At 64.2% G+C, this 25378-nt stretch carries 25 protein-coding genes; 10 read left to right on the forward strand and 15 right to left on the reverse strand.

What is annotated here, in order from left to right; translation table 11 throughout:
- The first annotated feature begins 117 nt into the window (after positions 1–117).
- Positions 118–681: an FMN reductase gene (gene msuE / locus AC3FLX_RS29825; RefSeq protein WP_488700944.1), complete on the forward strand. Its 564-nt coding sequence runs from the start codon at positions 118–120 to the stop codon at positions 679–681.
- A 53-nt stretch (positions 682–734) separates the two neighbouring features.
- On the opposite strand, the gene AC3FLX_RS29830 is transcribed toward msuE, so the two are convergent.
- Positions 735–2216 (reverse strand): amidase, encoded by a 1482-nt coding sequence (locus tag AC3FLX_RS29830; RefSeq protein WP_488700945.1) that lies wholly within the window; start codon positions 2214–2216, stop codon positions 735–737.
- 125 nt (positions 2217–2341) lie between these two features.
- Here AC3FLX_RS29830 and AC3FLX_RS29835 point away from each other — a divergent pair, with 125 nt between their 5' ends.
- Positions 2342–2647, forward strand: a complete 306-nt coding sequence (locus tag AC3FLX_RS29835; RefSeq protein ID WP_488700946.1) for an excalibur calcium-binding domain-containing protein — start codon at positions 2342–2344, stop codon at positions 2645–2647.
- A gap of 22 nt (positions 2648–2669) precedes the next feature.
- Here the strand turns inward: AC3FLX_RS29835 and fghA are convergent, their stop codons facing one another.
- The 4 genes from fghA to AC3FLX_RS29855 form a co-directional block, all read right to left on the reverse strand.
- Entirely contained in the window at positions 2670–3518 is an 849-nt protein-coding gene (gene fghA / locus AC3FLX_RS29840) for an S-formylglutathione hydrolase (RefSeq protein ID WP_488700947.1), read from the reverse strand.
- Between the two features lie 10 nt (positions 3519–3528).
- On the reverse strand, positions 3529–4635 hold the full coding sequence (locus tag AC3FLX_RS29845; protein ID WP_488700948.1) for an S-(hydroxymethyl)glutathione dehydrogenase/class III alcohol dehydrogenase: 1107 nt from the start codon (positions 4633–4635) through the stop codon (positions 3529–3531).
- A 102-nt stretch (positions 4636–4737) separates the two neighbouring features.
- Positions 4738–6087 carry an NTP/NDP exchange transporter gene (locus tag AC3FLX_RS29850; RefSeq protein ID WP_488700949.1) on the reverse strand — a complete coding sequence of 450 codons (1350 nt, stop codon included), beginning with the start codon at positions 6085–6087 and terminating at the stop codon, positions 4738–4740.
- Between the two features lie 13 nt (positions 6088–6100).
- Positions 6101–7024, reverse strand: coding sequence for an aldo/keto reductase (locus AC3FLX_RS29855; protein WP_488700950.1), 924 nt, complete (start codon positions 7022–7024; stop codon positions 6101–6103).
- Positions 7025–7207: 183 nt separating this feature from the next.
- On the opposite strand from AC3FLX_RS29855, the gene AC3FLX_RS29860 reads away from it, so the two are divergent.
- From AC3FLX_RS29860 to AC3FLX_RS29880, 5 genes are all read left to right on the forward strand, one after another.
- The gene (locus AC3FLX_RS29860; RefSeq protein WP_488700968.1) at positions 7208–8074 is read left to right on the forward strand and encodes a branched-chain amino acid ABC transporter permease; all 867 of its coding nucleotides are present in this window, start codon (positions 7208–7210) and stop codon (positions 8072–8074) included.
- Positions 8071–9072: a branched-chain amino acid ABC transporter permease gene (locus AC3FLX_RS29865; protein ID WP_488700951.1), complete on the forward strand. Its 1002-nt coding sequence runs from the start codon at positions 8071–8073 to the stop codon at positions 9070–9072. The genes AC3FLX_RS29860 and AC3FLX_RS29865 overlap by 4 nt, the downstream gene beginning before the upstream one ends.
- Complete coding sequence (locus AC3FLX_RS29870) at positions 9069–9821, forward strand: ABC transporter ATP-binding protein (RefSeq protein ID WP_488700952.1); 753 nt, start codon at positions 9069–9071, stop codon at positions 9819–9821. Before AC3FLX_RS29865 ends, AC3FLX_RS29870 begins: the two co-directional genes overlap by 4 nt.
- Positions 9814–10545, forward strand: a complete 732-nt coding sequence (locus AC3FLX_RS29875) for an ABC transporter ATP-binding protein (RefSeq protein WP_488700953.1) — start codon at positions 9814–9816, stop codon at positions 10543–10545. The genes AC3FLX_RS29870 and AC3FLX_RS29875 overlap by 8 nt, the downstream gene beginning before the upstream one ends.
- Positions 10546–10859: 314 nt before the next feature.
- The gene (locus AC3FLX_RS29880) at positions 10860–11327 is read left to right on the forward strand and encodes a GNAT family N-acetyltransferase (protein ID WP_488700954.1); all 468 of its coding nucleotides are present in this window, start codon (positions 10860–10862) and stop codon (positions 11325–11327) included.
- Positions 11328–11351: 24 nt separating this feature from the next.
- Here the strand turns inward: AC3FLX_RS29880 and AC3FLX_RS29885 are convergent, their stop codons facing one another.
- The 7 genes from AC3FLX_RS29885 to AC3FLX_RS29915 form a co-directional block, all read right to left on the reverse strand.
- A complete protein-coding gene (locus tag AC3FLX_RS29885; protein ID WP_488700969.1) occupies positions 11352–11663 on the reverse strand; it encodes a c-type cytochrome in 312 nt (103 codons plus the stop codon).
- 5 nt (positions 11664–11668) lie between these two features.
- Positions 11669–12928, reverse strand: coding sequence for a PQQ-dependent sugar dehydrogenase (locus AC3FLX_RS29890; protein WP_488700955.1), 1260 nt, complete (start codon positions 12926–12928; stop codon positions 11669–11671).
- A gap of 224 nt (positions 12929–13152) precedes the next feature.
- Positions 13153–14334 (reverse strand): ABC transporter substrate-binding protein, encoded by a 1182-nt coding sequence (locus AC3FLX_RS29895; RefSeq protein WP_488700956.1) that lies wholly within the window; start codon positions 14332–14334, stop codon positions 13153–13155.
- A 136-nt stretch (positions 14335–14470) separates the two neighbouring features.
- Positions 14471–15829 (reverse strand): GntP family permease, encoded by a 1359-nt coding sequence (locus tag AC3FLX_RS29900; protein ID WP_488700957.1) that lies wholly within the window; start codon positions 15827–15829, stop codon positions 14471–14473.
- A gap of 144 nt (positions 15830–15973) precedes the next feature.
- Complete coding sequence (locus tag AC3FLX_RS29905) at positions 15974–16366, reverse strand: RidA family protein (protein ID WP_488700958.1); 393 nt, start codon at positions 16364–16366, stop codon at positions 15974–15976.
- 30 nt (positions 16367–16396) lie between these two features.
- Positions 16397–17869 (reverse strand): N-acyl-D-amino-acid deacylase family protein, encoded by a 1473-nt coding sequence (locus tag AC3FLX_RS29910; protein WP_488700959.1) that lies wholly within the window; start codon positions 17867–17869, stop codon positions 16397–16399.
- Between the two features lie 2 nt (positions 17870–17871).
- A complete protein-coding gene (locus tag AC3FLX_RS29915) occupies positions 17872–18777 on the reverse strand; it encodes a MurR/RpiR family transcriptional regulator (protein WP_488700960.1) in 906 nt (301 codons plus the stop codon).
- Positions 18778–18901: 124 nt separating this feature from the next.
- On the opposite strand from AC3FLX_RS29915, the gene AC3FLX_RS29920 reads away from it, so the two are divergent.
- The 3 genes from AC3FLX_RS29920 to AC3FLX_RS29930 all read left to right on the forward strand — a co-directional run bounded on the left by AC3FLX_RS29920 (position 18902) and on the right by AC3FLX_RS29930 (position 21852).
- On the forward strand, positions 18902–20170 hold the full coding sequence (locus AC3FLX_RS29920) for an amino acid deaminase (protein ID WP_488700961.1): 1269 nt from the start codon (positions 18902–18904) through the stop codon (positions 20168–20170).
- Between the two features lie 23 nt (positions 20171–20193).
- Positions 20194–21129 carry a sugar kinase gene (locus AC3FLX_RS29925; RefSeq protein WP_488700962.1) on the forward strand — a complete coding sequence of 312 codons (936 nt, stop codon included), beginning with the start codon at positions 20194–20196 and terminating at the stop codon, positions 21127–21129.
- Positions 21130–21213: 84 nt separating this feature from the next.
- A complete protein-coding gene (locus AC3FLX_RS29930) occupies positions 21214–21852 on the forward strand; it encodes a bifunctional 4-hydroxy-2-oxoglutarate aldolase/2-dehydro-3-deoxy-phosphogluconate aldolase (protein ID WP_488700963.1) in 639 nt (212 codons plus the stop codon).
- Positions 21853–21952: 100 nt separating this feature from the next.
- On the opposite strand, the gene AC3FLX_RS29935 is transcribed toward AC3FLX_RS29930, so the two are convergent.
- The 3 genes from AC3FLX_RS29935 to AC3FLX_RS29945 form a co-directional block, all read right to left on the reverse strand.
- On the reverse strand, positions 21953–22084 hold the full coding sequence (locus AC3FLX_RS29935; RefSeq protein WP_215531086.1) for an entericidin A/B family lipoprotein: 132 nt from the start codon (positions 22082–22084) through the stop codon (positions 21953–21955).
- Positions 22085–22227: 143 nt separating this feature from the next.
- The gene (locus AC3FLX_RS29940) at positions 22228–23565 is read right to left on the reverse strand and encodes an EAL domain-containing protein (RefSeq protein WP_488700964.1); all 1338 of its coding nucleotides are present in this window, start codon (positions 23563–23565) and stop codon (positions 22228–22230) included.
- Positions 23566–23957: 392 nt separating this feature from the next.
- A protein-coding gene (locus tag AC3FLX_RS29945) for an IS3 family transposase (protein ID WP_488693732.1) occupies positions 23958–25327 on the reverse strand; the annotation gives its coding sequence in 2 pieces (ribosomal slippage) (positions 23958–24859 and positions 24859–25327; 1371 coding nt in all).
- Positions 25328–25378: the final 51 nt, after the last annotated feature.

Raw genomic sequence — 25378 nt, forward strand, 5'->3', positions numbered from 1 at the left:
TGGGTTCACGCCCGGGCTGCCGTTTTCGCATCTATGCATATTTGAATTGGTTCGTTCGCATCGTCGGACGACGGCGCTAAGGTACGAGGAATGCCTTTTCGCCCCCGGAGATAGATTGTGTCCACGCCGCTGAAAGTTGTCGCCGTCAATGGCAGCGCCCATCAACCGTCGCGCACGCTGGTGCTGATTCAGGCGCTCCTGGCAGAGCTTGAGCAGCGGCTCGTGCTCGATACCCGGATCGTGGACCTGAGCGAGATCGCCCGCCCGCTGGGCGCGGCGCTGACGCGCCAGGAACTGCCGGCCGAGATCGAGGCCCAGGTCGCGGCCATCGAATCGGCCGATCTGCTGATTGCCGCCGCCCCCGTGTATCGCGGTTCGTTCCCTGGGCACTTCAAGCATCTGTTTGACCTGGTGGGCATGGACGCGCTGGCCGACAAGCCCGTGCTACTGGCGGCCACCGGCGGCAGCGATCGCCATGCACTGGTCCTGGAGCATCAGTTGCGTCCGTTGTTCAGCTTCCTGCAGGCGCTGACGCTGCCGATTGGCGTGTACGCGTCGACGGCCGATTTCGACGGCTATCAGGTGGGCAACGGTGCGCTGGCCGAGCGCATCAAGCTTGCCGCGGATCGCGCCGCGCCGCTGTTTGGTGCTTCCGCGCGGCAACTGCGGCGCGTGGCCTGATCGTGCGATGCAGGCTCCCACAAGCGGATGAGGGGAGCCAGTAACAGTAACGCTCAGCTTTCGATCGCGGGCGGCAGCCGGTCGTTGACCCAGTCGCGCGTGGCTTCATACGCGGCCGCCAAGCGCAGCACGCTCAAGTCGTCACGCGGACGCCCGATCAGCTGCATGCCCATCGGCAAGCCTTCCGTATTGAATCCCACTGGCACGCTGATGACGGGGCAACCCGATAGCGTCCACGCCACCACTACTTCCATCCAGCGGTGATAGGTGTCCATCGGCTGGCCGGCGATGGACTTCGGCCAATGCTGCTCGACGTCGAACGGAAAGACTTGCGCGGTGGGTACGGCGATGTAGTCGAATTGTTCGAACGTGCGCAGCAAGGCCTGATACCACGCGCTGCGCTGCACGCTTGCCGTGTACAGGTCGGCGGCCTTGAGGGCTAGCGAGCCTTCAATTTCCCAGATGGCCTCGGGCTTCAACTGTGCGCGCGTCGCGGGGTTGGTATAGAGCGATATCCGTGCGTTGCCGGTCAGGAAGTGGCGATGCACGAGCCAGGTCTGCCAGATTTTCTCAGGCGGGTAGGGCGGCTGGATCGCATCGACCTGAACGCCGAAGTCGGGAAAGAACCGCAACGCCTGTTCGCATAGCGAGAGAATCCCGTCTTCCATCGGCAGGTAGCCGCCCCAATTGCCAAGCCATGCCACGCGCTTGCCTGAGAGGTCGGCCTTGAGCATATTGCCGACGTTCTGGGGCGTCAGCGCGGCCAGCGTGGGTTCTTCGGGCAGCGCCTGCGGGGTACGGGCGTCGGGTCCGGACTGGGTGGCAAGCAGCAGCGCCAGGTCTTCCACATTGCGGGCCATCGGGCCTTCACAGCCCAGTTGCGGCAGAAACAGCTCGGGTGTCGGGCCATACGGCACGCGCCCCGCCGACGGCCGGAATCCAAACACATTGCAGAATGCCGCCGGGTTACGCAGTGATCCGCCAAAGTCGCTACCGTCGGCAACGGGCAGCATGCGTAGCGCCAGCGCGGCTGCCGCACCACCGCTACTGCCGCCAGCCGAGCGCGTCGGGTCATACGGGTTGCGCGTGGCACCGTAGACCGGATTGAATGTGTGCGAGCCGAGTCCGAATTCCGGGGTGTTGGTCTTGCCGATCAGGATTGCGCCAGCACGGCGCATGCGCTCCACGATGACCGAATCGCTGGCCGGCACATTGTCCTTGAAGATCGGTGACCCGTAGGTCGTGCGGATACCGCGCGTCATCGCCAGGTCTTTCGGCGCTTGCGGCATGCCGTGCATCCAGCCCGACGATTCGCCTCGCGCGAGCGCATCGTCGGCAGCCTGCGCCTCGCGCATCAGCGCGGCCTCATCCTGCTGCGCGACGATCGCATTGCATCCCGGATTCACCGCCGCGATATGCGCCAGATAGGCCGAGATGACTTCACGACTCGACACCGTTTTTGCGTGAATCGCTTCGGAAAGCTGCCGGGCGGACAGCATGACGATGGGGTGAGGGCGATAGGGGGCGGAAGTCATGGCGTTGCGATGCGGGGGGCGGAAGTCAAATCATACGCTTGCCAGGCGAGGTGTCTCAAAAACGCCGAGCGCGGCGCCTCCAGTATCATTTCGCCCAAAAGCAAAACAATATTCAGGGAGAATCCATGCGTAAGCTGATGCTGGTCGCCGTGCTGTGTATCGCCGGGTATTTCTACTACCAACACCAGAAACAAGCCCGGCTGGAGGCCATGTCCGTGGCACCGGCGGCCGAACAGCCTTCGGCGTCAGTCGTGATGCCGCGCTCCCAGCCCGTCAGCTCGCCAGCCTTCCGCTGCGAAGGCAAGACCCGCTGCCATCAGATGACATCGTGCGAGGAAGCGAAGTTCTACCTGCGCAACTGTCCGGGCGTGAAGATCGACGGGGATAACGACGGCATCCCGTGCGAGCGGGAGCACTGCAGCGCCGGCTGAGCCGGCGCCGGTACGTCAACGCTCAAAGTCTCTCCGCATGATGCCGCAGATGGTCGGCAATGAACGTGGCGATGAAGTAGTACCCGTGGTCGTAGCCCTCATGCCGGCGTAGCGTCAACGGCTGGCCGGCCTTTTTGCACGCGGCCTCGAAGGCTTCCGGATGGAGCTGTTCGGCCAGAAATTTATCGGCCAGGCCCTGGTCGACCAGGATGCCGGACGGGAACGGCGCCGATGCCTGTGCAGCCATCAGCGCGCTGGCGTCGTGCTGGGCCCAGCGGCCGCGGTCCTCGCCCAGGTAGCCCGTGAACGCCTTCATGCCCCACGGGCATTGCGATGGCGCCGCGATCGGTGCGAACGCGGACACCGAGCGAAACCGTTGCGGATGGCGCTGCGCGAGTACCAGCGCACCGTGCCCGCCCATCGAGTGGCCGAAGATGCCGACGCGCGCCGCGTCGGCAGGCAGCTCGCTGGTGACCAGATGGAACAGTTCATCGGCCACGTAGCTTTCCATGCGCCAGTGCATGCGCCACGGTGCTTCGATGGCATCGACATAGAAACCCGCGCCGACGCCAAAGTCCCATGCATCCGCTTCTCCCGGCACGTGCGCGCCGCGCGGGCTGGTGTCGGGCGCAACAAGGATCAGGCCGTGTTGCGCAGCGTATTGCTGGGCGCCGGCCTTGATCATGAACGTTTCCTCGGTGCAGGTCAGGCCGGCCAGATAGAACAGCGTGGGCAGGCGCCCCGCGTTCGGCATCAGCGCCTGTGGCGGCAGGAAGACCGAGAACCGCATCGGCAGCCCGATGGCCGCCGACTGGTGCTGGTAGAAGCGCTGGACGCCGCCGTGGCAGCCGTGTTCTGACAGCAGTTCCATGTGCGGTGCCTCAGTACAGGACGACGGATCGGATCGATTCGCCTCGCTTCATCAGGTCGAAGCCTTCATTGATGCGGTCAAGCGGCAGCGTATGCGTGATGAGGTCGTCGATGTTGAGCTTGCCTTCCATGTACCAGTCGACGATCTTCGGCACATCGGTACGGCCACGGGCGCCACCAAACGCCGAACCCTTCCACTCGCGCCCCGTCACCAGCTGGAACGGCCGCGTCGAAATTTCGGCACCGGCTTCGGCCACGCCGATGATGATCGACTTGCCCCAGCCCTTGTGGCAGCACTCCAGCGCCTGGCGCATGACCTGCGTATTGCCGATGCATTCGAACGAGTAGTCGGCCCCGCCATCGGTCAGTTGCACGATGTGGTCCACCACGTTTTCGACGGTCTTCGGATTGACGAAATGGGTCATGCCGAACTTGCGCGCCATCGCCTCGCGGCCCGGATTGATATCCACGCCGATGATCTTGTCGGCGCCCACCATCTTCGCGGCCTGGATCACGTTCAGGCCGATACCGCCCAGGCCAAACACCACGACGTTGGCGCCGGCTTCCACCTTGGCCGTGAACAGCACCGCGCCCACGCCAGTGGTGACGCCGCAGCCGATATAGCAGACCTTGTCGAACGGCGCATCGGGCCGGATCTTTGCCAGTGCGATTTCGGGCACCACGATGTGGTTGGCGAAGGTCGACGTACCCATGTAGTGGAAGATCGGCTTGCCATCGATCGAGAAGCGCGACGTGCCATCGGGCATCAGGCCCTTGCCCTGCGTGGAGCGGATGGCCTGGCACAGGTTGGTCTTGCGCGACAGGCAGAACTTGCACTGACGGCATTCCGGCGTGTAGAGCGGAATCACGTGATCGCCCGGCTTCAGCGAGGTTACGCCGGGGCCGACGTCCGTCACGATGCCCGCGCCTTCATGGCCCAGGATGGCCGGGAAAATGCCTTCGGGATCGGCGCCGGACAGCGTGTAGTAGTCGGTGTGGCAGATGCCGGTTGCCTTGACTTCGACGAGCACTTCGCCGGCGCGCGGGCCGTCGAGGTCCACCTCTTCAACGGTGAGCGGGGCACCGGCTTTCCAGGCGATGGCGGCTTTGGTTTTCATGAGGCGACTCCTGAGCGAAATGAGGTAGGGCGGCGAGACAAGCGCCGCTGACAGGCCAAGACTATACGGGCATCGGCACGATGCGGCCAGACGGGTGCGCGATTATCGGCTGCCGCGCGCGGCGCCAGGCAGTACAGATCCTCCCGATGCCGACACGGACAGCTGTCCTTCATGGCGGCGGCCGAGCCACCAGCCCAGCCCTGCCCACACGATGGCGAGCACGGCGCCCGCCAATGCAACGGTGGCGGGATGGCCCGACAATGCGTCGATCCCCGTTTTGACCCAGGCACTCACCGCGTCGCCAGCGCGATAGATCGCGGTGTCGATGACGTTCTTGGCCTTGTACTTGGTCTCGGGATCCACAACCGTGAAGAGCATCTCGCGCCCGGGCCGCAGCATCGCGTACTCTCCCACGCGCCGCACGATCATCGCCGCCGCGAGCACCGCGAACGTGGGCCACATGGCCAGCACCACAAAGCCGGCGGTGACGGCCAGCGGTACCGATGTCAGCAACGCGGTGACGCCATAGCGTCTGGCCACGCGCCCGGAGAAGAAGACCTGCACCAGAATGGTCAGCCCCTGGACCGTGGCATCGAGCGCGCTGAACACCTGTGTCTGCTGCGCGCGCGAGGGGAACGCCTCCGATACCAGCCGCGCCTGCTCGAAATACAGAAACGTGCTCGACGTCGCCAACAGGATCACGAACAGGCTGATGCCCAGCAGATAGTGTGACCGCATGATCAGTCCCAGCCCGGCCCACAAGCCGCCGCCCACCGGTTGCGCGGGGTCCGGCGAGGGCGTGGAGGCGCCCGGTGCTCCCGCGCCAAGCTTGCGCCGCCACGCGAACAGAAAGCCGACGCCGGGCAACGTTGCCGCGAGCAATGCCGCCGACAACAGCATCAGCCCGGTCAGGCCGATGCCGCCTACGAGCCATCCGCCGAGCACGGGGCCAGTCAGTCCGCCCGCGCTGGCGCCCGCGGCAATCAGCGCGAACAGCCGCCGCGCCTGTTCGGGACGGAACACGTCGGCCATCAGGCTCCAGGCCACCGACACGACGAACAGGTTGAATACCGACAGCCAGACGTAAAACACGCGCGCCAGCCATACGTTGTCTGGCATCGCCCGCGTGGCGAAGGCGAAGACCAGCAGATTGGCGATGAAAAACGCATAGACCCACGGCACGAAGCGCCGGCGCGGCAGCCATTTGCAGCACGCGCCGTAGAACGGGATCGCCACGAGCATCACGACGAATGTCGCCGTGAACAGCCACTGCAGATTCTTGACGCCTCCGGCGATGCCCATCGTTTCACGCACGGGCCGCAGCATGAAGTAGCTGGCGAACAGGCAGAAGAAAAAGAGAAAGCCAGCCACCACGGCCGGCATCTCGCCAGCGCGCACGCCAAGCAGCCGTCCGGTACGCGGCGCGTCGGGATGCGGGTCGGGTGTGTCCATGTCAGCGCGCGCGTCAGGCTAATGCCGCCGCAATGCGAGCGCGCTCGCGCGTATCCGGCATGCGGCCGAAGGCGGCGCCGAGGTTGTCCGCCATATTCTTTGGCTTCGAGGTGGCGGGAATCGCGGCCGTCACGGCGGGATGGCTGACGATGAACTTCAGGAACAGCTGCCCCCAGGAATTGCAGTCGATCTCGCCGGCCCAGTCGGGCAACGGCTTGCCGCGAACGGCGGCGAACAGTCGCCCGTCCTGGAATGGCCGGTTCACCAGCACGGCCACGCCGCGTTCCTCGCACAACGGCAGCAGCGACTTTTCCGCGTTGCGTTCGGCCAGTGAATAGTTGACCTGCAGAAAGTCCACTTTCTCGTTGCGCAGAATCTGAGCAAGCTCTTCATGCGCGTCGTCGCGGTAGTGCGTGATGCCGATATAGCGAGTCTTGCCCTGTTCCTTGACCAGCCGAAGGATTCGGAGGTTGTTGCGCCAGTCGATCAGGTTGTGCACCTGCAGCAAATCGACGCTGTCGGAGTGCAAGTCCATCCGCGATTCGGTGAATTGCGCCACGGTGCCGGATGCGTTCGACGAAATCTTCGTCGCCAGAAATACGTTGGCGCGCGCACTGGCTGCCTGAAGCAGGTCTCCGGTCACGGTTTCGGCGTTGCCGTAGCTTGGCGCGGTATCCACCACGGCCTTGGGAATGCGCTGTAGCAGCATGGCCAGGACTTCGGCCTGCGGTGCACGCTCTTCCCTGCTCTTGCCGACGTTGAACGTATCAGCCGTACCCATGCCGATGACGGGCAACTGCTCGCCGGTGCCTGGAATCCTGCGGCGCATTGGCGCTTCCACGGTGGCGGCCTGCGCGGTGGCTGCCAGGGCGGGGCTGGACGGCAGTGCGGCCAGCGTGGCGGTGAGTCCCAGAAATGTGCGGCGGTCGATCGGCATGGCTTGCGTTCCTCGAACGGTCTGGTCCAGACGACCTTAGCGCTTGCGCGGGGCGATGTAAACCTGACATTCGTTGCGGCGCGGGTCGCGCCCGATTGCAAAAAAGCGGCGCCCACTGAACAATCGGCGCGTACTTTCCCTATCCAGCAGCGATCATCGACCCTTGAAGAGGACCCGATCGTGATATCGAGCTTGCCCGGCGTGCTGTTCGACGGCGTGACATACGGCAGCCTGCTGTTCCTGATCAGCATCGGCCTGTCGGTGACGATGGGCCTGATGAACTTCGTCAACCTCGCGCACGGCGCCTTTGCGATGCTGGGCGGCTATGTTTCGGTGGTGCTGATGAGCCGGCTCGGCGTGCCGTTCCTGGCCGCGCTGCCGGTGGCGTTTCTGGGCGCCGCGCTGGTGGGCTGGCTGCTTGAACGCACGCTCTATCGCCGGCTCTATCGCGCCAGCCATCTCGACCAGGTGCTGTTCTCCATCGGCCTGACCTTCATGGCGATGGCGGGTGCCACGTGGTTCTTCGGCCCCGGACAGCAACCGGTGGAATTGCCCGATTTCCTGATTGGCCAGATCAAGGTGGCCGGGCTGGAACTGGGCGCCTACCGGCTGTTCCTGCTGGCCGTGGTTATCGTCATCACGGTGGTGCTGGGTTGGCTGGTGGCCCGCACGCGCTTTGGCGCGCAGGTGCGCGCGGCGGTGGACAACCAGCAGGCCGCCAGCGGGCTGGGTATCGATGTAGGCCGGGTGTTCAGCCTGACCTTCGCGCTAGGGTCCGGGCTGGCCGGGCTTGGCGGCGGCCTGGGTATCGATGTGCTGGGGCTCGATCCCACGTTTCCGTTGAAGTACATGGTCTACTTCCTGCTGGTGGTGGCGGTTGGCGGTGCGGGCAGCATCCGAGGGTCGCTGGTGGCGGCAATCGTGCTGGGCGTGGCCGATGTTGCCGGCAAATACTATGTGCCAGCGGTTGGCGCCTTCGTGATCTACGCGATGATGGTGCTGCTGCTGGTGGCGTTTCCCGCCGGACTCTACGGGAGGCGCGCCGCATGAAACCCACCCGCCCGCCGCATCGGCTGCCCGATGGCCGCTGGCATCCGGCCGAGATCGTGTTCTGGCTGGTGCCCGTGGCCGCGTTCTTCGCACTGCCCGATTACCTGATCCTCGGCAGTCAGATCCTGATCGCCGGATTGTTCGCGTTGTCGCTCGACCTGATTCTCGGCTATGCGGGCATCGTATCGCTGGGGCACGCCGCGTTCTTCGGCCTGGGGGCCTATACGGCGGGGCTGCTCGGCGCGCATGGCTGGGGCGAGCCGGTCTCGGGCCTGTTTGCCGCAGCGGCAGTCGCGGCGATGGCCGGATGGCTCTGCAGCTACCTGGTGGTGCGTGGTGGCGACCTGACGCGCCTGATGGTCACCCTCGGTATCGGCCTGATGTTGTTCGAGGCGGCCAACAAGGCGGCGTTTCTGACGGGCGGCGTCGATGGGCTGTCCGGTGTGACGATGAACCGTCTGCTCGGTGTGTTCGAATTCGATCTGTTCGGCAAGACGGCCTACGTCTACAGCCTTGTGGTGCTGTTCCTGCTATTCGTGCTGGTGCGGCGGATCGTGGCGTCACCGTTCGGCCTGTCGCTGCGCGGTGTGCGCGAAGGTGCGAGGCGTATGCCCGCACTGGGCGCCAACGTGCCACAGCGCCTGAGGACGGTCTTCACGGTATCGGCGGCGATTGCCGGCGTGGCGGGGGGACTGCTCGCACAAACCACGCAGTTCGTCGGCATGGATGTGCTCGGCTTTCCGCGCTCGGCGGAGTTGCTGGTGATGCTGGTGCTGGGCGGCACCGGCCGGCTCTATGGCGCACTGGTCGGTGCGGCGCTGTTCATGATCGCGCAGGATGTGCTGGCCGGCATCAACCCCGTGTACTGGCAGTTCTGGATCGGGCTGCTGCTGGTGCTGATCGTGCTGTTTGCCAGAGGCGGGGTGATGGGCGCGGTCAGTGCATTGGTGGCGCGCAGGCGCGCGGGTGCGGCGATGGAACGGGGAGCCGACGCATGACCGCCACGCTGCGTACGGAAGGACTGTGCAAGTCGTGGGGTGCATTTGCCGCCAATACCGACATATCGCTGACGTTTGCACCGGGCGCGCGCCACGCGTTGATCGGCCCGAATGGCGCGGGCAAGACTACGTTCATCAATCTGTTGACGGGCGCGCTGCCGCCCTCGGCGGGTCGCATCTGGCTGGGCGAGCGCGAGATCACGTCGCTGCCGCAGCACGCGCGCGTGAAGCTGGGCATGACGCGCACGTTTCAGATCAATACGCTGTTTCCAGGGCTGACGGTGCTGGAATCGGTGGTGCTGGCGGTGGCGGAGCGCACCGGTGCGTCGCGTATCTGGGCGCGCACCGTGACCTCGCAGACAGCGCTGGTGGACGAGGCTATGTCGGTTCTGGCGCTGCTACGGCTGGAGCGCGACGCCGATACCGAAACACGGCACCTACCGTACGGCAAGCAGCGCCTGCTGGAGATTGCCCTGGCGCTGGCCACGCAGCCATCGATCCTGCTGCTGGACGAACCGGCGGCGGGCATCCCTGCTGGAGATAGCGCCGAGCTCTTTGCGGTGATCGCGGCCTTGCCACGCGATATCACGATCCTCTTCATCGAGCACGACATGGACCTGGTGTTCCGCTTTGCCGAGCGCATCACGGTACTGGTGGCGGGCCGTGTGTTGACCGAGGGGACGCCGGCCGAGATTGCCGCCGATCCGCGCGTCAAAGAGGTTTATCTCGGGGAGGCCGCGCATGACTGAGCTGCTGCGCGTGGAGGGCATCAGCGCTGGCTATGGCGATGCGGTGGTGCTTGAGCACGTCGATCTGACGCTGGACGCCGGTGACAGCCTGGCGCTGCTGGGCCGCAATGGCGTGGGCAAGAGCACGTTGCTGGCTACGCTGATGGGCTTTACGCGCGTGCGTGGCGGAACCGTGTTCTGGCAGGGCAGGGACGTCGGCCGGACGCCGCCGCACCGCCGTGCGCAGGCAGGCATCGGCTGGGTGCCGCAGGAGCGTTGGGTGTTTCCGTCGCTGACGGTCGAGGAGCATCTGAGTGCCGTGGCGCGGCCGGGTCCTTGGGACGTGCCGAAAATCTATCGGATATTTCCCAGGCTGGAGGAAAGGCGGAGCAATCTTGGCAACCAGTTGTCCGGTGGCGAGCAGCAGATGCTGGCGATTGCGCGGGCGCTGATGGTCAACCCGGCGCTGCTGCTGCTCGACGAACCGCTGGAGGGCCTGGCGCCGATCATCGTGCAGGAGCTGCAGCGCGTGATCGCGGGACTGATTGCCGATAGCGGCATGGCAGTGATCGTGGTGGAACAGCACGCGCGCATGGCGCTGGCCATGACCCGCCAGGCGCTGGTGCTGGATCGCGGCCGGGTTGTGCATCGCTCGGATAGCGCCAGCCTGCTGGCCGATCGCGCGCTGCTGGATCGGCTGGTCACGGTGCGGCAGGGCGGGGCGGCAGACGGAAACCCTGGCTGACCGGATTGGCGGCAATCGGGAGCAATCGGAAGCGTTCGGAAGCGTTCGGAAGCGTTCGAATCGCTTTCAGAACCGTCTTATTTCAATACGTCGCCGCGCAGGCAAGAATGCATTCACCGTTGCGATATGCAGCGGCGCGGGTGGCAGATGTCCGAAACTTGATGACTGCCACCCGATGACGGCTGCGCCCGTTCCGGCAGCCCTTTAGAATGGCCCACTGCTGCACAGGCGCGAGTCATGGCGCGCCTGTTGCGGCAAGGGGTTGTTCCGGCGCGGTGCGATTGCCGCGCGCCATCGTTACTTCGATTTCACATATGGATGTTCGTACGATTGAACCGGACGATCTGGAACTGATCTGCCGTCACCGCGAGGCGATGTTCCAGGAAGCCGGCTTTGCCGCCGATACGCTGCGCACGATGACGGCCCACTTCCGCGACTGGCTGCGTCCGCGGCTTGCCGATGGCAGCTATTTTGGATTCTTCGCGCTCAACGGCACGCGGCCCGTGGCAGGCGTCGGGCTGATGCTGATCGACTGGCCGCCGCACCCGGCCCATCCGGACCTGGACAAACGCGGCTATGTGCTGAACGTCTATGTCGATCCATTGCATCGCAAGCGCGGCATGGCCAGGCAGTTGATGGTACTGGCCGAGGCCGAGTTGGCGCGGCGTGGCGCCACGTTTGCGATCCTGCATGCCACGGAGGTGGGCAAGCCCCTGTATCAGGGTGAAGGCTGGCGGCAGACGTCGGAGATGTCGAAAGTCATCGCCGTGCCGAAGCCTTAGACGTAGGCGTAGACGTAGACATGTCTAAGGCGGAAGGCTGCTGTAGAAAGCGGCGAGATTGGCGATGTCGGCGTCGCTCAGGGGCTTGGCCATCATCGTCATCATCTCGTCCTTGCGCGCGCCGGTCTTGTAGTCCTTGAGGGCCTTGGCAAGATATTGCTCGACCTGGCCCGCCAGATTGGGCGCTTCTGGCAGCTTCGACTTGCCGTCGAGGCCGTGGCAGGTCTGGCACTGTATTGCCTTGGCGCGGCCTGCCTTGGCGTCGCCCGCCAGCGCCGGAGCGCTGGCGCAGGTCACCAGCAAGACGAGGGCGGTGACATGGAGGCAACCGCGCATCCCGGTCACTTGGCGCCTGAGTAGGAGATGCGGTAGATCGCGCCGGCGTAGTCGTCCGACACCAGCAACGACCCATCCTGCAACTGCTGGACGTCTACGGGCCGCCCCATGTACTCGCCATTCGGCGTCAGCCAGCCTTCCGCAAAGACTTCGGTCTCGCCAACCGAACCGTCCGGCTTGACGGCGGTGTACATGATGCGCGCACCGATCGGCTTGGTGCGGTTCCAGGAACCGTGCTCGGCCGCGAAGACGCCGCCCTGGTATTTGGCGGGGAACATCTTGCCCGTGTAGAACGACATGCCCAGGTCAGCCGCATGGGCTGCGTATTCCACCACCGGGAAGACCACGTCTTTCGGCGGCGACTGATCCTTGTATTCGACGGTGCGTACCTTGCCACCGCCATACCAGGGGAAGCCGAAGTTCTGGCCCGCCTTGGTGGCGTGGTTCAGTTCGCCAGGCGGCTGGTCATCGCCCATGCCGTCCACCTGGTTGTCGGTGAACCATAGCGTCTTGTCGGCTGGATTGAAGTCCAGTCCGACCGAATTACGCACGCTGTGGGCATAGACCTCACGGTTCTTGCCATCCTGGCCGATGCGGATAATGCCGGCCAGGCCGTTCTTGTCCAGCGCGGCCAGCTTGTCCTTGGGCGGCACGTTCCAGGGCTGACCCAGTGCGATATAGAGCTTGCCGTCCGGGCCGATGCGGCATGCGCGGGCGCCGTGATTGAAACTCTCGAATTCGATCGGGATCAGCTTGCCCTGGGGCACCACCACGGCGGCGGCCACATCGGGGCCACCTTCACCAAAGAACTGTGCCGCCGGGAAGGCCAGCACACGATTCTGCTCAGCCACGTAAAGAATGCCGTCGGGCGAGAAACAGACGCCGTTCGGCACCTTGAAGCTGATGGCGCTGGCAAACTGGATCACGTCATCGGCCACCCGTCGCTTGGTGCGATCGGTGACCTGCCAGACGCGGTTCTTGCGCGTACCGACAAACACGACGCCAGTGGATGGCTCGATCGCCATATGGCGGGCCTCTGGCACCACGGCATACAGCTCGATCTTGAACCCTGGCGGCAGCTTGATGGCCTTCAGGTTTTCTCGCAGTGCGTCAGCTTGCCGTCCATCCTGCGCGATCTTTTCGGCTGGCGCCGCGCCGGTCTGCTTGAAGTTCTGGAGCTTCTGCAGGTTGTCGGTGGGGGCTGCGAGCAGGGGGGAAGCGGCCACGACCAACGACGCGGCCAGGGCGATGGCTGAGCTCTTCATCGGGATGTCTCCGGAGTTCTTGTTATGCGGCGGGTGCACAGGCGCCGCCGAACAAGGGTAGGTCAGCCATTCCCGCAAGGGAATTGCATATTCCTGAGATCCCGATGAAAGATTTTGTATTGGCGAGGGACCGGCGGTGCCTTGCCAGATCCCCGCCGTGCCCGCCGCAATACTTCGGACTGTCGGACTGTCAGGCCGCCGGACCGTCGGACGGATACTCCGGACTACTTGCCCGAGTCCTTCACGCCTTCGAATTTGTCGAACTCGACGTTGTAGAGCTCGCCGTTGACCTTTTCCACCTTGCGGATATAGACGGTCTGGACCACGTCGCGCGTGGCGGGGTCGATCGTGATGGCGCCACGCGGGCTTTGCAGCTTCATGCCCTTGAGCGCGGCCAGGAACTTGTCGCCGTCGGTTGTGCCGCCGGTCTTCTTCAGCGCCTCGTAGATGGCGGCCATGCCGTCGTAGGCGGCCACCGCCATGAAGTTGGGGCGGCCCGCGCCGGGGTTGGCATCGGCAAATGCCTTCAGGAAAGCCTTGTTTTCCTTCGAATCGTGCGCTGCGGAATAGTGGAACGATGTAATCACGCCGAGCGTGGCGTCGCCCATTGCCGGTAGCACATGGTCGTCGGTCAGGTCGCCGGTGGCAATGACGCGAATGCCGGCATCGGCCAGCCCGCGCTCACGAAAGCCCTTCATGAACGCCACGCCTTGTTCGCCGGCGGGAAGAAACAGAAACACCGCTTCTGGCCGGGCGTCTTTGATGCGCTGGATGAATGGCGCGAACTCCGGATTGCGCAGCGGTACGCGGATCGATTCGACGATCTGGCCGCCGCCACCCAGGAAATTGGTCTTGAACGCGGTTTCGGCGTCGATGCCCGGCGCGTAGTCGGCCACCAGCGTCACGACCTTTTTCACGTTGTTGCGCACGGCCCACGTGGCCATCGGGGCCGAGATCTGCGGCAGCGTCATCGACACGCGCGCAATGTAGTTCGATTTGGTCGTGATCACCGACGAGGCCGCGTTGAAGATCACCATCGGCTTCTTGGCCTGCTCGGCAACCGGCGCCACGGCCAGCGCCTCGGGAGTCAGGCCGAAGCCCGCCAGGACATCCACCTTGTCGCGCACCACCAGTTCCTGGGCCAGCCGCTTGGCCACCTCCGGCACCGGTCCGGTAGTGTCCTTGACGATGATCTGGATCTTGCGGCCCGCCACGGTGTCGCCGTGCAGTTTCTGCCATGCCTTGATGCCGCCTTCCATCTGCTTGCCGTAATCGGCAAAGCTGCCCGAGAACGGCGCGATCAGACCGATTTTCACCGGATCGGCGGCGCTGGACAGCGGGGCATGCGTGAGGACGGCAAGGGCGCCGCACGCCATCATGGCGCGCCGCAGCGGACTGAACGTCATGGAGGTCTCCCGGAAGTGCAGCATCGGACGGCTGCATCGATGTGGGAGTGTAGGAGGGGCGAGGGCCGCCGGACAATCGGGTTTGCCCTCGGTTTTCTCCCCTCTCCCGCGTGGCGGGAGGGGGGAGAGAAGGGACTTAAATCACCGTTGCCAGCGCCAGCGTGAACAGCAGCGCCACGACCGAGATGATGGTTTCCGCCACCGACCAGGTCTTGAACGTCTGGGCCACGGTCATGTTGAAGTACTCCTTGACCAGCCAGAAGCCGCCGTCGTTGACGTGCGAAAGGATCAGCGAACCGGCGCCGGTGGTCAGCACCAGCAGTTCGGGGCGCGTGCCCGGCACGCTGGCCGCGATCGGGGCGACGATGCCCGCCGCCGTGGTCATGGCCACCGTGGCGGACCCCGTGGCGATACGGATCATCACGGCAACCAGCCAGCCCAGCACCAGCACCGATACGTTGGCATGCGTGGCCACGTCGACGATGGCCGTCGAGATGCCGGAGTCACGCAGGACGCGGCCAAAGCCGCCGCCGGCACCCACCACGAGCGTGATGATGGCGGTCGGCGCCACGCACTCGTTGGTGAACTTGAGGATCATTTCACGGTTGAAGCCGCGTGCCTTGCCGAACGTGTAGAAGCTGAACAGCGTGGCGATCAGCAGCGCCATCACCGAGTTGCCGATCAGTTTCAGGACGTCGTTGGCAAACGTCTTCGGCGTCGCGATCAGGTCGGCCCAGCTACCGATCAGCATCAGGAACACCGGCAGCAGGATGGTCAGCACCGTGATGCCGAAGCTCGGCAGGTCGCCTGATTTTGCCGAATCCGCTTCCTCGGTCAGTTGCTCGGCAAGCGGGTTCACGGCCGGCAGCTTCACATGCTTGTCGATCAGCTTGGCAAACAGCGGGCCGGCGATGATCGCGGTGGGAATGCCGACGATCAGCGCGTACATGATGGTCCGGCCCATGTCGGCGCCATAGGCCTGCACGGCCAGCAGCGCGGCCGGGTGCGGCGGGATCAGGCCGTGCACCACGGACAGGCCGCACACCATCGGGATACCCACCAGGATCATCGACGTATTCGTACGCTTGGCGACGTTGAACGCGATCGGAATCAGCAGCACGAAGCCGACTTCGAAGAACACCGGCAAGCCGACGATGAACGCGATGACGACCATCGCCCAGTGCACGTTCTTCTCGCCGAAGAAGTTGATCAGCGTGAGCGCAATACGCTCGGCGCCGCCCGATTCGGCCATCATCTTGCCGAGCATGGTGCCCAGCCCGATCACTAGCGCGATGTGGCCGAGCGTGCCACCGACGCCGGCTTCGAACGACTTGACGATGTCACCCATCGGCATACCCACGGCAAAGCCGAGGGCCACCGATACCACCACCAGCGTGATGAACGGGTTCAGTTTGAACTTGGCGATCAGAATCACCAGCGCGATCACGGCGATCAGCGCATAAATCAAGAGCGTGGTTCCGGTAACGGCACCCATGTCTCGTCTCCTTGTTGCGGTTGCCAGCCCTGAGGGATGGTCCGCTTCCGCTATGAAAAAGCCGCTATGCCCGGTGCGTAGCGGCAGGTTGATAAAACCGGACAGGGATCGGCTGGCTCACCGATCCGCCGGACGGCCGCAACTTCAGGCCGTCGGCTTCTTGTAGGCGATGCAGTCCACTTCGACCTTGCAGTCGACAACCATGCTCGACTGCACGCAGGCGCGCGCCGGCGGGTTGGCGCCGAAGTACTCCTTGAAGATCTTGTTGAACGAAGGGAAGTCGCGGGCATCGTCCAGCCAGACGCCGCAGCGCACCACGTGCTCGGGGCCGTAGCCCGCTTCGGCCAGGATGGCCAGCACGTTCTTGATGGCCTGGTGGGTCTGCGTGACGATATTGCCTTCGACGACTTCGCCGTTGACCATCGGGACCTGGCCCGATACATAGAGCCAGCCGTCGGCCTGCACGGCACGTGCGAAGGGCATGTGCGAGCCGCCCTGGCCGGTGCCGCCTTCGACGCCGAATCGTTTGATAGTCATAGGAACTCCTGTTTTTAGCTTCTTGGGTATTCAGTGGTGCTGCGCGGATGGGCCGGTGCCGCGCGGCAGAAAGCGCCCGGCGCGCACGCCGGTGGCCGCGCGGTGCTGCCATGTGAGTTCGCCATTGACCCAGACCGCGGCGATGCCCTCGGCGGGCTGCATCGGATCGGTGAAACTGGCGGCGTCGCGGATCGTGGCCGGATCGAACAGGACCAGATCGGCCCAGTAGCCTTCGCGCACGAAGCCGCGCTCCTGCAGTCCGAAGCGTTCCGCCGACAGGCCCGTCATCTTGTTGACGGCCACGGCCAGCGGAAACAGCTCGCGGTCGCGCGCGTAATGGCCAAGCACTCGCGGAAACGCGCCCCACAGGCGCGGATGCGGCAGGGGATCGTTGGGCAGGCCGTCCGAACCGACCACAGTGGCCGGATGGCTCAGGATGCGGTCCACGTCGGCGTCTTCCATGCAGTGGTAGACCGCGCCGGCCGGCTGCAGGCGGCGCGCTGCCTCCATCAGATCCACTTGCCAGTCGGCGGCGATGTCGGCCAGCAGACGGCCACCCATCTCCGGGTGCGACTCCGACCACGTCACCTGGATATCGAAATCGTTCGTGACCTGCTTCAGGTCGAGCGTCGACGAACTGGCCGTGTACGGATAGCAGTCGCAGCCCACGGGCTGCCAGCGCTGCGCCGCTTCGAGCGACTGCAGCACTTCGCCGCTGCGGCCCCAGTTGGGCACGCCGGCGCATTTCAGGTGCGAGATCACCACCGGTACGCGCGCATGGCGGCCGATGCGGTAGGCCTCGTCCATCGCGTCGAGAATTTCGGCAAACTCGCTGCGCAGGTGCGTGGCATAGAGCGCGCCCGCATTGGCCAGCGGTTCGGCCAGAGCCAGGACTTCCTCGGTGGGCGCGCTGAATGCGTTGGCGTAGGCCAGTCCGGTCGACAGGCCCAGCGCGCCGTGCGCGAGCGCTTCTTCCAGTTGGGCGCGCATGGCCGCGATCTCGTCAGCCGTGGCGGCGCGGTCGAAGCGGTCCATCTGGTTGCTGCGCAACGCGGTGTGTCCGACCAGTGCGGCCACGTTGACCGACGGCTGCGCCGCGTTGACGGCTTCGGCGTACGTCTTGAAGTCCGGATAGCGGAACGCGTCGGCTTTGCCAAGCAGGTTCATCGGATCGGGCGGATCGCCAGACAGCGTCACCGGCGCGGCGCTGATGCCGCAGTTTCCGACGATGACGGTCGTGACGCCCTGCGAAATCTTCGGCGTCATGGACGGGTCGCGCACCACGTTTGTGTCGTCGTGCGTATGCACGTCGATAAAGCCCGGCGACAGCACCAGGCCGTGGCCTTCCACTACATGGGAGGCGGTGTCGGGGTCGATCGTGGCGGCTTCGTCGATGCGCGCGATGCGTCCGTCCCGAATGCCAACGTCCACCATACGGGCAGAGGCACCGGAGCCATCCAGCAACATTACACAGCGAATCAGGGTATCGAACAGGTGTGGCATGGTCAGTCTCCCAGCGGCTGGCGGCTGTCCGGCCCGTCGCTGTCATGGCTGACGCCGCGATGGGCGTCGAGCACGTATTTCAGCCGGCGCAGCTTTTCCTTGCTCTGTTCCTGCTGCAGCATCGCGCACTGGGTGGCCAGCACGTCGACCACGAGCAGCATCGCGTAGCGCGAGGCCGACGGTTTGAAAATGAAATCGGTCTCCAGCGTCCGCACGGGCAGCAGCACATCGGCGCGCGCGGCCAGCGGCGACCCCAACGCGGTCACGGCGATCAGCTTTGCGCCGTACTCGCGCGCGATGTCGCAACTGGCCAGCATCTCCGGCACGTTGCCGCTGGCGGAAAACGCCAGCACCACGTCATCGCGCGATAACGTGGCCGCCACCATCTTCTGCAGCACTGCGTCGTGGTACGTCGCCACAGGTGCGCCGAGCCGCGCCAGCCGGTAGCGGGCTTCATCGGCCATGAACGTGGAGCCGCCGCCCATGCCGAAAGCGTAGACCATGCGCGCACCGAGCAATAGGCGCGCAGCCTGGGCAATGCGCTCTGGATCGATCAACTTGCGGTTGACCTCGAGCGTGGTAAGCACGTCGGTATGGATACGTTCGGTCAGCGTTGCTGGCGAGTCCGAATCTGTGACGGCCGGCGCGGGCTGCAGGAATCGCGTGCCGACCGCCGTGGCCTGCGCCAGCCGCAGCTTCAGGTCCCGCACATCACGGCAGCCGATGGCCTTGGCGAATCGGGTGACGCTGGCCTCGCTGACCGCCGCCTTGCGTGCCAGCTCGTTGATGCTGGCAGCCGCTGCGCCCGCAAGATCCTCCAGGATCACTTGGGCCACCTTCTGCTCGGCCAGGCGCAGCGACGGGCCGCGTTCGGCGATGCGGGTCAGGATGTCGAAGGGCGCGGTCATGGCAGGTGGCGGCGGGCTGGCGAGTCTTGGCTCTGCACAGCATGTTACTTTCTAACAAGGATGAAATATCGTAGTTTCAAGGCTATGATTACGTCAATTGAATTTTTACAGGGTGATGTCAGCCATGCGTGAAACAAAGTACCAGACCGGAATGATCGATCCGCTGAACAAGGCGCTGGGCCGTCTGGACGCACCGCTGACCCCCGCGGAGGCCGGCCAGACGGGCTGGCATCTGTTGCGCGAAGAACTGAGCCTGCCGGCTGCCGTGCTCTACGAGGACAAGCTCGTTCACAACCTCCAGTGGATGCGCAAGTTCATGGGTGAATATGGCGTGCAGCTTGCGCCGCACGGCAAGACGACGATGGCGCCCAAGCTGTTTGCGCGGCAACTGGCGGAAGGCGCGTGGGGTATCACGCTTGCCACGGCGCAGCAGACCGCCGCCGCCGCCGCTCACGGGGTCAAGCGCGTGCTGATGGCCAACCAGCTGGTGGGACGTCGCAACATGGAGATCGTCGCGGATCTGCTGCGCGACCCCGGCTTCGAATTCTTCACGCTGGTGGATTCGGCAGCGCTGGTCGACCAGTTGGGCGCGTTCTTTCAGGCGCGTGGGCAGAAGCTGCAGGTATTGCTGGAACTGGGCGTGGAGGGCGGCCGCACTGGCGTACGCGATGCCGCGCAGCAGGCCGCCGTGCTGGAAGCCCTGTCGCGCTGGCCCGATGCCCTGACACTGGCGGGGGTGGAAATCTACGAGGGTGTGCTGCAGGAGGAGGCCGATATCCGCAGGTTCCTGCAGCGCACGGTGGCCGTTACGCGAGAGCTGGCGGCGGCCGGCCGCTTCGGGCGTAGTCCCGTCGTGATGTCGGGGGCCGGCTCGGCCTGGTACGACGTGGTGGCCGAGGAGTTTTCGCGCACCGATATCGGCGCCCCGATCGACATCGTGCTGCGTCCGGGCTGTTACCTGACCCACGACGTCGGCGTCTATCGCGCGGCGCAGCAGCGTATCCTGGCCAACAACCCGGTGGCGCAAAAGATGCGTGAAGGGCTGTTGCCCGCGCTGCAGCTATGGGCCTATGTGCAGTCAATCCCGGAAGACCGGCGCGCCATCATCGGCATGGGCAAGCGCGATGCCGCGTTCGATGCCGGGATGCCGATTCCGGCGCAGATCTACCGCCCCGGAGCCGATGCCCCGATGGCGGTGCCGGCCAACTGGAAGGTGACCGGCATGATGGACCAGCATGCGTATCTGGAAATCGAAGCTGGCGATGATATTCGTGTCGGCGATATGATTGCTTTCGATATCTCGCATCCATGCCTGACGTTCGACAAGTGGCGCCACATCCCCGTGCTGGATGGCCAGTTGCGCGTCATCGACATCGTGCAGACCTTCTTCTGAGACACACAGAGAGGCACGCGTTCATGAGTATCGACATTCTTGCTTACGGCGAACCGCTGGTGGAATTCAACCAGCAGCCCGACGATCCGACCCGTTACCTGCAGGGTTTTGGCGGCGACACGTCCAACTTTGCGATTGCCGCGGCACGCCAGGGTGCGAGCACCGGCTACATCAGCGCGGTGGGTGCCGACAGTTTTGGCGAACGGCTGCTTGCGCTATGGACGCGGGAGCGCGTGGATACGCGCCACGTCAGCGTCAACGCCGCGGCGCCAACCGGCGTCTACTTCGTTTCGCACGACAATCACGGCCACCGCTTCGATTACCTGCGCGAAGGCTCGGCGGCCAGCCGCTATCACCACGAGCAACTTCCGCTGGCCGCCATTGCGCAGGCGAGTTATCTGCATCTGTCGGGCATCAGCCTGGCCATCAGCACGTCGGCGTGCGATGCGGGGCTGGCCGCAATGGAGCATGCGCGCAAGGCCGGCGTGCAGGTCTCGCTCGATACCAATCTGCGCCTGCGGCTGTGGTCGCTGGCACGCGCGCGCGGCATCATGCGCGAAGCGTTCTCGCTGACCGATATCTGCCTGCCGAGCTGGGACGACATCACCGTGCTGACCGGCCTCGATGACCGCGATGCCATCGTCGACCACTTGCTCGAATGCGGCGTGAAGATCGTCGCGCTGAAGCTGGGCGAAGAGGGCAGTTACGTGGCGACGCCGGAATCGCGCACGCTGGTGGCGCCGTATCCGGTGCGTCCCATCGATGCCACAGGCGCTGGCGACTGTTTCGGGGGCAGCTTTATCGCGCGGCTGGCGGCGGGCGCCGATCCGTTCGAGGCGGCGCGCTATGCCAATGTGGCGGCAGCCTTGTCGACCACCGGCTATGGCGCCGTGGCGCCCATTCCCACCGCCGAAACCGTGCTGGCCCGACTGGAGCGCGGCGTTTCGGTGATTGCCTGAACCGCCGAACCATTGACGTGCTGAGCCGCGACGGACCATTGAATGTCCCACCGGCTCGGGACAATGAACCTTCTGAATACTGCCATGCAAATCCAACCTTCTCCGCTGATCGAACGCCTGACCAACGTGCCGGTGATTCCGGTGCTCGAATATCACTCGGTGGACGACGCGCTGCATATTAGCGAGGCATTGGTCGAAGGCGGCCTGCCGATGCTGGAAATCACGTTGCGCACGCCGGTGGCGCTGCAGGCGATGGAAGCGGTGGCCAAGGCGCTGCCGCAGGCCGTGGTCGGCGCGGGCACGGTGCTGAACGTCGAGCAGCTGCGTGCGGTACGCGACGTCGGTGCGCAGTTTGCGGTGTCGCCGGGGCTGACCCAGAAGCTGGCCGATGGGGCGCAGAGCGCGGGCGTCTCGCTGTTGCCTGGCGTGGCCACGGCCAGCGAAGCAATGTTCGCGCTGGAATGCGGTTTCTCGTTTCTGAAGTTCTTCCCCGCTGAAGCGGCCGGGGGCGTGCCGATGCTGAAATCGCTGCACGGCCCGCTGTCGCAGCTGAAGTTCTGCCCGACCGGTGGTATCGACCTGGCCAAGGCCGCCAACTATCTGGCACTGCCTAACGTGGTGTGCGTGGGCGGCTCGTGGGTTGTGCCCAAGGATGCGGTGGCGGCCAAAGATTGGACGCGTATTCGCAAACTTGCCGAAGAGGCCGCTCAGCTCCGCAAGTGAGTGGTTCGGTAAGAGTTACAACGGCAGTCTGAATGACATGCCGGATGGAAAGAAAAAGGGCGCTCTTGGCGCCCTTTTTTCGTCTCACATCGGCTGCGCGTTACTTCGATTTCTCAGCCGAATTCTCAAGTTTCTGCCCACCCTTCTGCACGTCCTGACCCAGACCGGACATCGTGTTGCAGCCGGCCAGCAGCGACGCAACCAGTACACACCAGATCCATCCTTTTTTCATCAGAGGCTCCTTTCAGGGATAGTAAGAAGTGGGCACATTTTAACGTCGCCCCATTCATCCTCGATGCAGGATGTGTGCCTATTGGTAATTAGGAAAGTGTCTGACAGACGCGCTGGCCGGATGGTGTCAGATATTTCTCACGACTACGAACCGAGCAACATGCGTGCGCGTGCGGCGATCGCGCCGTGTGTTTGCATCAGCCACGCCGCGGGGAATGGCTGGGCCAGCAGGAAGCCCTGAACGCTGTCGCAACCCCAGCTGCGCACTACGTCGAGCTGCGCCGTTGTTTCCACACCCTTGGCGCATACGGCCACACCGCGTGCCTTGGCCCATTCGCAGGCCCGTTGCAGATTGGCCGCCATGCCCGGTTGCTGGCTGGCATGACCAAGGTGGCGGGCATCGAGTGTGACCATGTCGGGCTGCACCAGCGACAGCGTTTGCCGGCTGTGTTCCGAATCGGTGAAGTCCGCCAGCGCGATGCCCACGCCGCCTTCACGCAGGCGCCTGGCCTTGTCCGTGGATTCTGCGCCGTTTGGCACGATTTCCACCGGTACCTCCACGCAGATCTGGCCTGGGGCAATGTGATGGGCATCGATGGCGCGGCGCAACATGCAGATCGTGTCATCGGCCTGCATTTGCGAACTCGTGGCCAGCAGCGTGAACTGCACCGGGCCGAGTGGGGCGGTGTCCCGGTGCAGTTGCAGTAGCTGTTGCAGCGTCCAGCTACCGATGGCGTTCATCAGGCCCAGGGATTCCGCGACAGGCAGGAAGTCTTGCGGTGCAACGCGGCCCAGCACCGGATGCTGCCACCGCAGCCGCACCGTGTACGCGGTGATTTGTGCCGTCGCTACCGATGCACGCGGCTGCAGTTGAAGGCTCAACTCGCCACGATCGATGGCACTCGGTAATGCCGCCAGCAAAGTCGCGATGCGGGGCGTGGCCGGGCGAGTGGCGGAGCCGATTCCCGCGCCCCCGCGCCGGTTCACCTGCAACATCGCGTCGAACGCCTGTTGCAGCAGGCGTTCGGCCCCTGTGTCGGGTTGATCCACCGCGCTGCCGATGCTGCATGACAGAAACAACTCGAATCCGCCAATCCGAAACGGTCGGTTGAGATCGGCGGCAATTGCTTCGCTCAGCGCATGCGCGTCTTCGGCGTCCTCAGGCAGCACGCAGGCCACACCAAGATCGGCTGGGCTCAGCCACTGCATGGCGACTGGCATCGATGCCAGCGCCATGACGCGGGATTTGACCTCGGCACGCAGCGCGTGCGCGCGTTGCGGCCCGATGCCGTCGCAGGCGTGCGAAAACCGATCGAGCCGGATGACCAGGACGGCCAGCAGATGCGCTGGGCTGAAGTGCGCGCGATGCTCCTCCAGGGCGGCCAGAAAGGCCACTGGCTGGATGGCCGTGGATGGCGCGTCGGCAGGGGACCCGTTGCCACCGACGCCCGTTGGTGGCGTGTCTTTGGTGTCAGGATCCATTGATTACCCGTGCTGGCAGCGAGTTCATGTGTGCATTGGCCGCCCGCGATACCCGGACTGCATTCCCGTTCATGCTTTATACGGCGTGCTCTGTTGGCACGATTCGTCTTATCTATCGTTCTGGTGCGGCTGCGTAGTACTACTTAGCAATCAATCCGCATAGGTCAGATCATACGGCAGCAAGAGCGAAAATCGTAAAACGACTATGTCTGCGTGGTGTGCGAGTCGCACTCGCTTGATTTCAAACAACGCTCAGGATTGTCCCTATTGTTGCTGTCTTGACCACCGGGGGCGAATAGCGATAAAAGCGCGCGTTCCTTGGAATGGGCGCCAGCGAGCCAAAAAAAAACGGGCGCCTTTATGAACGGACCCCGTAAAGTTGGACGGGTAACTTAGGCCGCCAAGGGCTGAGTTCTGTACTTCACGGGACTCAGCCCTTTTAGTTTGAGCTTGATGCGGTCGTGATTGTAGTAGTGAATGTATTGGCGCAGGCCTTGCTGTAGCTCCTCGACGCTGGCGAACTTGTTCAGGTAGAAGAACTCGGACTTCAGGGTCCCGAAGAAGCTTTCCATAACGGCGTTGTCAAGGCAATTGCCCTTGCGTGACATGCTGGGACGGATATTGCGCTGCTTGAGCATCCGCTGGTAGGCCGGCATCTGGTACTGCCAGCCTTGGTCGGAATGCAGGACCGGCCGGTCCTGCGGACATAGGCGCCGGAACGCTTTCTTCAGCATGCTGCTCACCATCTCGAAGGCCGGCCTGTGGGCGGTCTCGTAGGCGATGATTTCGCCGTTATACAGGTCCAGCACCGGGGAGAGGTACAGTTTCTCGCCAGCCACGTTGAATTCGGTCACGTCGGTTACCCACTTCTGATTCGGACGCCTGGCCCGGAACTGCCGTTGCAGAACGTTGGGCGCGACACGGCCTACCGTGCCCTTGTAGGATCGGTATTTCTTTGGCCGTACCAACGACTTCAGTCCCATCTCGCTCATGAGGCGCTGGACCGTCTTGTGGTTGACGATCATGCCGCTTTGCCGGATTGCTGCTGTGATGCGGCGGTAGCCATAACGGCCCATGTGTCGGTCGAAGAGGTCGCGAATGCGCGCTTTCAGGCCCGCATACTTGTCTTGGGCCTGGAGCACCGCCTGCTGGTAGTAAAACGTGCTGCGCGCCAGCCCCGCCGCCTTCAGTAAGCCGACCAATGGATACTGCTGCCTCAGCTCAAGCACTATTTGCGCTTTTTGGGTTGCGCAGATGTCTTGTTCGCTTGAACCAAGGCGTCGAGCTTTTTTAGATACGCCACCTCCGCGCGCAGGTTCTCGATCTCCTTGAGCAAGTCCTTGCGGGAGCGCTCGTCGTCGGGGACTGGGGTGTCGGTTGCAGGCTTGCGAGGCGTGGCTTGTGGCATCGTCTTGGGGCGCCCGCGAGGTCGGGGCGACAGGGCATCCATACCGCCACTATGATAGCGGCGCTCCCAGACCCCAATGCAGCCAGGGCTGCGAATGTCGAACAAAGCGGCCGTCTGTCCGATCGACAAACCATCTCGCCACATGCGCCGCAGCACCGCCAATCTGAATTCGGCGCTGTAGTGGCTGAATTTTTTGCGCAGCCCGTCTCGGCCATGCTGTCGGTAGCTGGCCACCCAACGCTCCACCAGACTATGGCCAATACCATGCTCGGCTGCGATTGCGTTGAAGCCGGCTCGACCGGCCAGGTACTGCCTTACCACTCTGAGCTTGAATTGCTCATCGTACTTCGCCATGAAAAACACCCCAAAGGTTGGATGGATGTCCAACTTCTGGGGTGCAGTTCA

Source organism: Cupriavidus sp. 291-E7 (assembly GCF_057798835.1).

Bases quoted from the DNA above. Each gene is read 5' to 3' on its own strand.
- AC3FLX_RS29830 (WP_488700945.1), bottom strand. From the start codon at position 2,216: ATGACTTCCGCCCCCTATCGCCCTCACCCCATCGTCATGCTGTCCGCC.
- AC3FLX_RS29835 (WP_488700946.1), top strand. From the start codon at position 2,342: ATGCGTAAGCTGATGCTGGTCGCCGTGCTGTGTATCGCCGGGTATTTC.
- fghA (WP_488700947.1), bottom strand. From the start codon at position 3,518: ATGGAACTGCTGTCAGAACACGGCTGCCACGGCGGCGTCCAGCGCTTC.
- AC3FLX_RS29845 (WP_488700948.1), bottom strand. From the start codon at position 4,635: ATGAAAACCAAAGCCGCCATCGCCTGGAAAGCCGGTGCCCCGCTCACC.
- AC3FLX_RS29850 (WP_488700949.1), bottom strand. From the start codon at position 6,087: ATGGACACACCCGACCCGCATCCCGACGCGCCGCGTACCGGACGGCTG.
- AC3FLX_RS29855 (WP_488700950.1), bottom strand. From the start codon at position 7,024: ATGCCGATCGACCGCCGCACATTTCTGGGACTCACCGCCACGCTGGCC.
- AC3FLX_RS29865 (WP_488700951.1), top strand. From the start codon at position 8,071: ATGAAACCCACCCGCCCGCCGCATCGGCTGCCCGATGGCCGCTGGCAT.
- AC3FLX_RS29870 (WP_488700952.1), top strand. From the start codon at position 9,069: ATGACCGCCACGCTGCGTACGGAAGGACTGTGCAAGTCGTGGGGTGCA.
- AC3FLX_RS29875 (WP_488700953.1), top strand. From the start codon at position 9,814: ATGACTGAGCTGCTGCGCGTGGAGGGCATCAGCGCTGGCTATGGCGAT.
- AC3FLX_RS29880 (WP_488700954.1), top strand. From the start codon at position 10,860: ATGGATGTTCGTACGATTGAACCGGACGATCTGGAACTGATCTGCCGT.
- AC3FLX_RS29885 (WP_488700969.1), bottom strand. From the start codon at position 11,663: ATGCGCGGTTGCCTCCATGTCACCGCCCTCGTCTTGCTGGTGACCTGC.
- AC3FLX_RS29890 (WP_488700955.1), bottom strand. From the start codon at position 12,928: ATGAAGAGCTCAGCCATCGCCCTGGCCGCGTCGTTGGTCGTGGCCGCT.
- AC3FLX_RS29895 (WP_488700956.1), bottom strand. From the start codon at position 14,334: ATGACGTTCAGTCCGCTGCGGCGCGCCATGATGGCGTGCGGCGCCCTT.
- AC3FLX_RS29900 (WP_488700957.1), bottom strand. From the start codon at position 15,829: ATGGGTGCCGTTACCGGAACCACGCTCTTGATTTATGCGCTGATCGCC.
- AC3FLX_RS29905 (WP_488700958.1), bottom strand. From the start codon at position 16,366: ATGACTATCAAACGATTCGGCGTCGAAGGCGGCACCGGCCAGGGCGGC.
- AC3FLX_RS29910 (WP_488700959.1), bottom strand. From the start codon at position 17,869: ATGCCACACCTGTTCGATACCCTGATTCGCTGTGTAATGTTGCTGGAT.
- AC3FLX_RS29915 (WP_488700960.1), bottom strand. From the start codon at position 18,777: ATGACCGCGCCCTTCGACATCCTGACCCGCATCGCCGAACGCGGCCCG.
- AC3FLX_RS29920 (WP_488700961.1), top strand. From the start codon at position 18,902: ATGCGTGAAACAAAGTACCAGACCGGAATGATCGATCCGCTGAACAAG.
- AC3FLX_RS29925 (WP_488700962.1), top strand. From the start codon at position 20,194: ATGAGTATCGACATTCTTGCTTACGGCGAACCGCTGGTGGAATTCAAC.
- AC3FLX_RS29930 (WP_488700963.1), top strand. From the start codon at position 21,214: ATGCAAATCCAACCTTCTCCGCTGATCGAACGCCTGACCAACGTGCCG.
- AC3FLX_RS29935 (WP_215531086.1), bottom strand. From the start codon at position 22,084: ATGAAAAAAGGATGGATCTGGTGTGTACTGGTTGCGTCGCTGCTGGCC.
- AC3FLX_RS29940 (WP_488700964.1), bottom strand. From the start codon at position 23,565: ATGGATCCTGACACCAAAGACACGCCACCAACGGGCGTCGGTGGCAAC.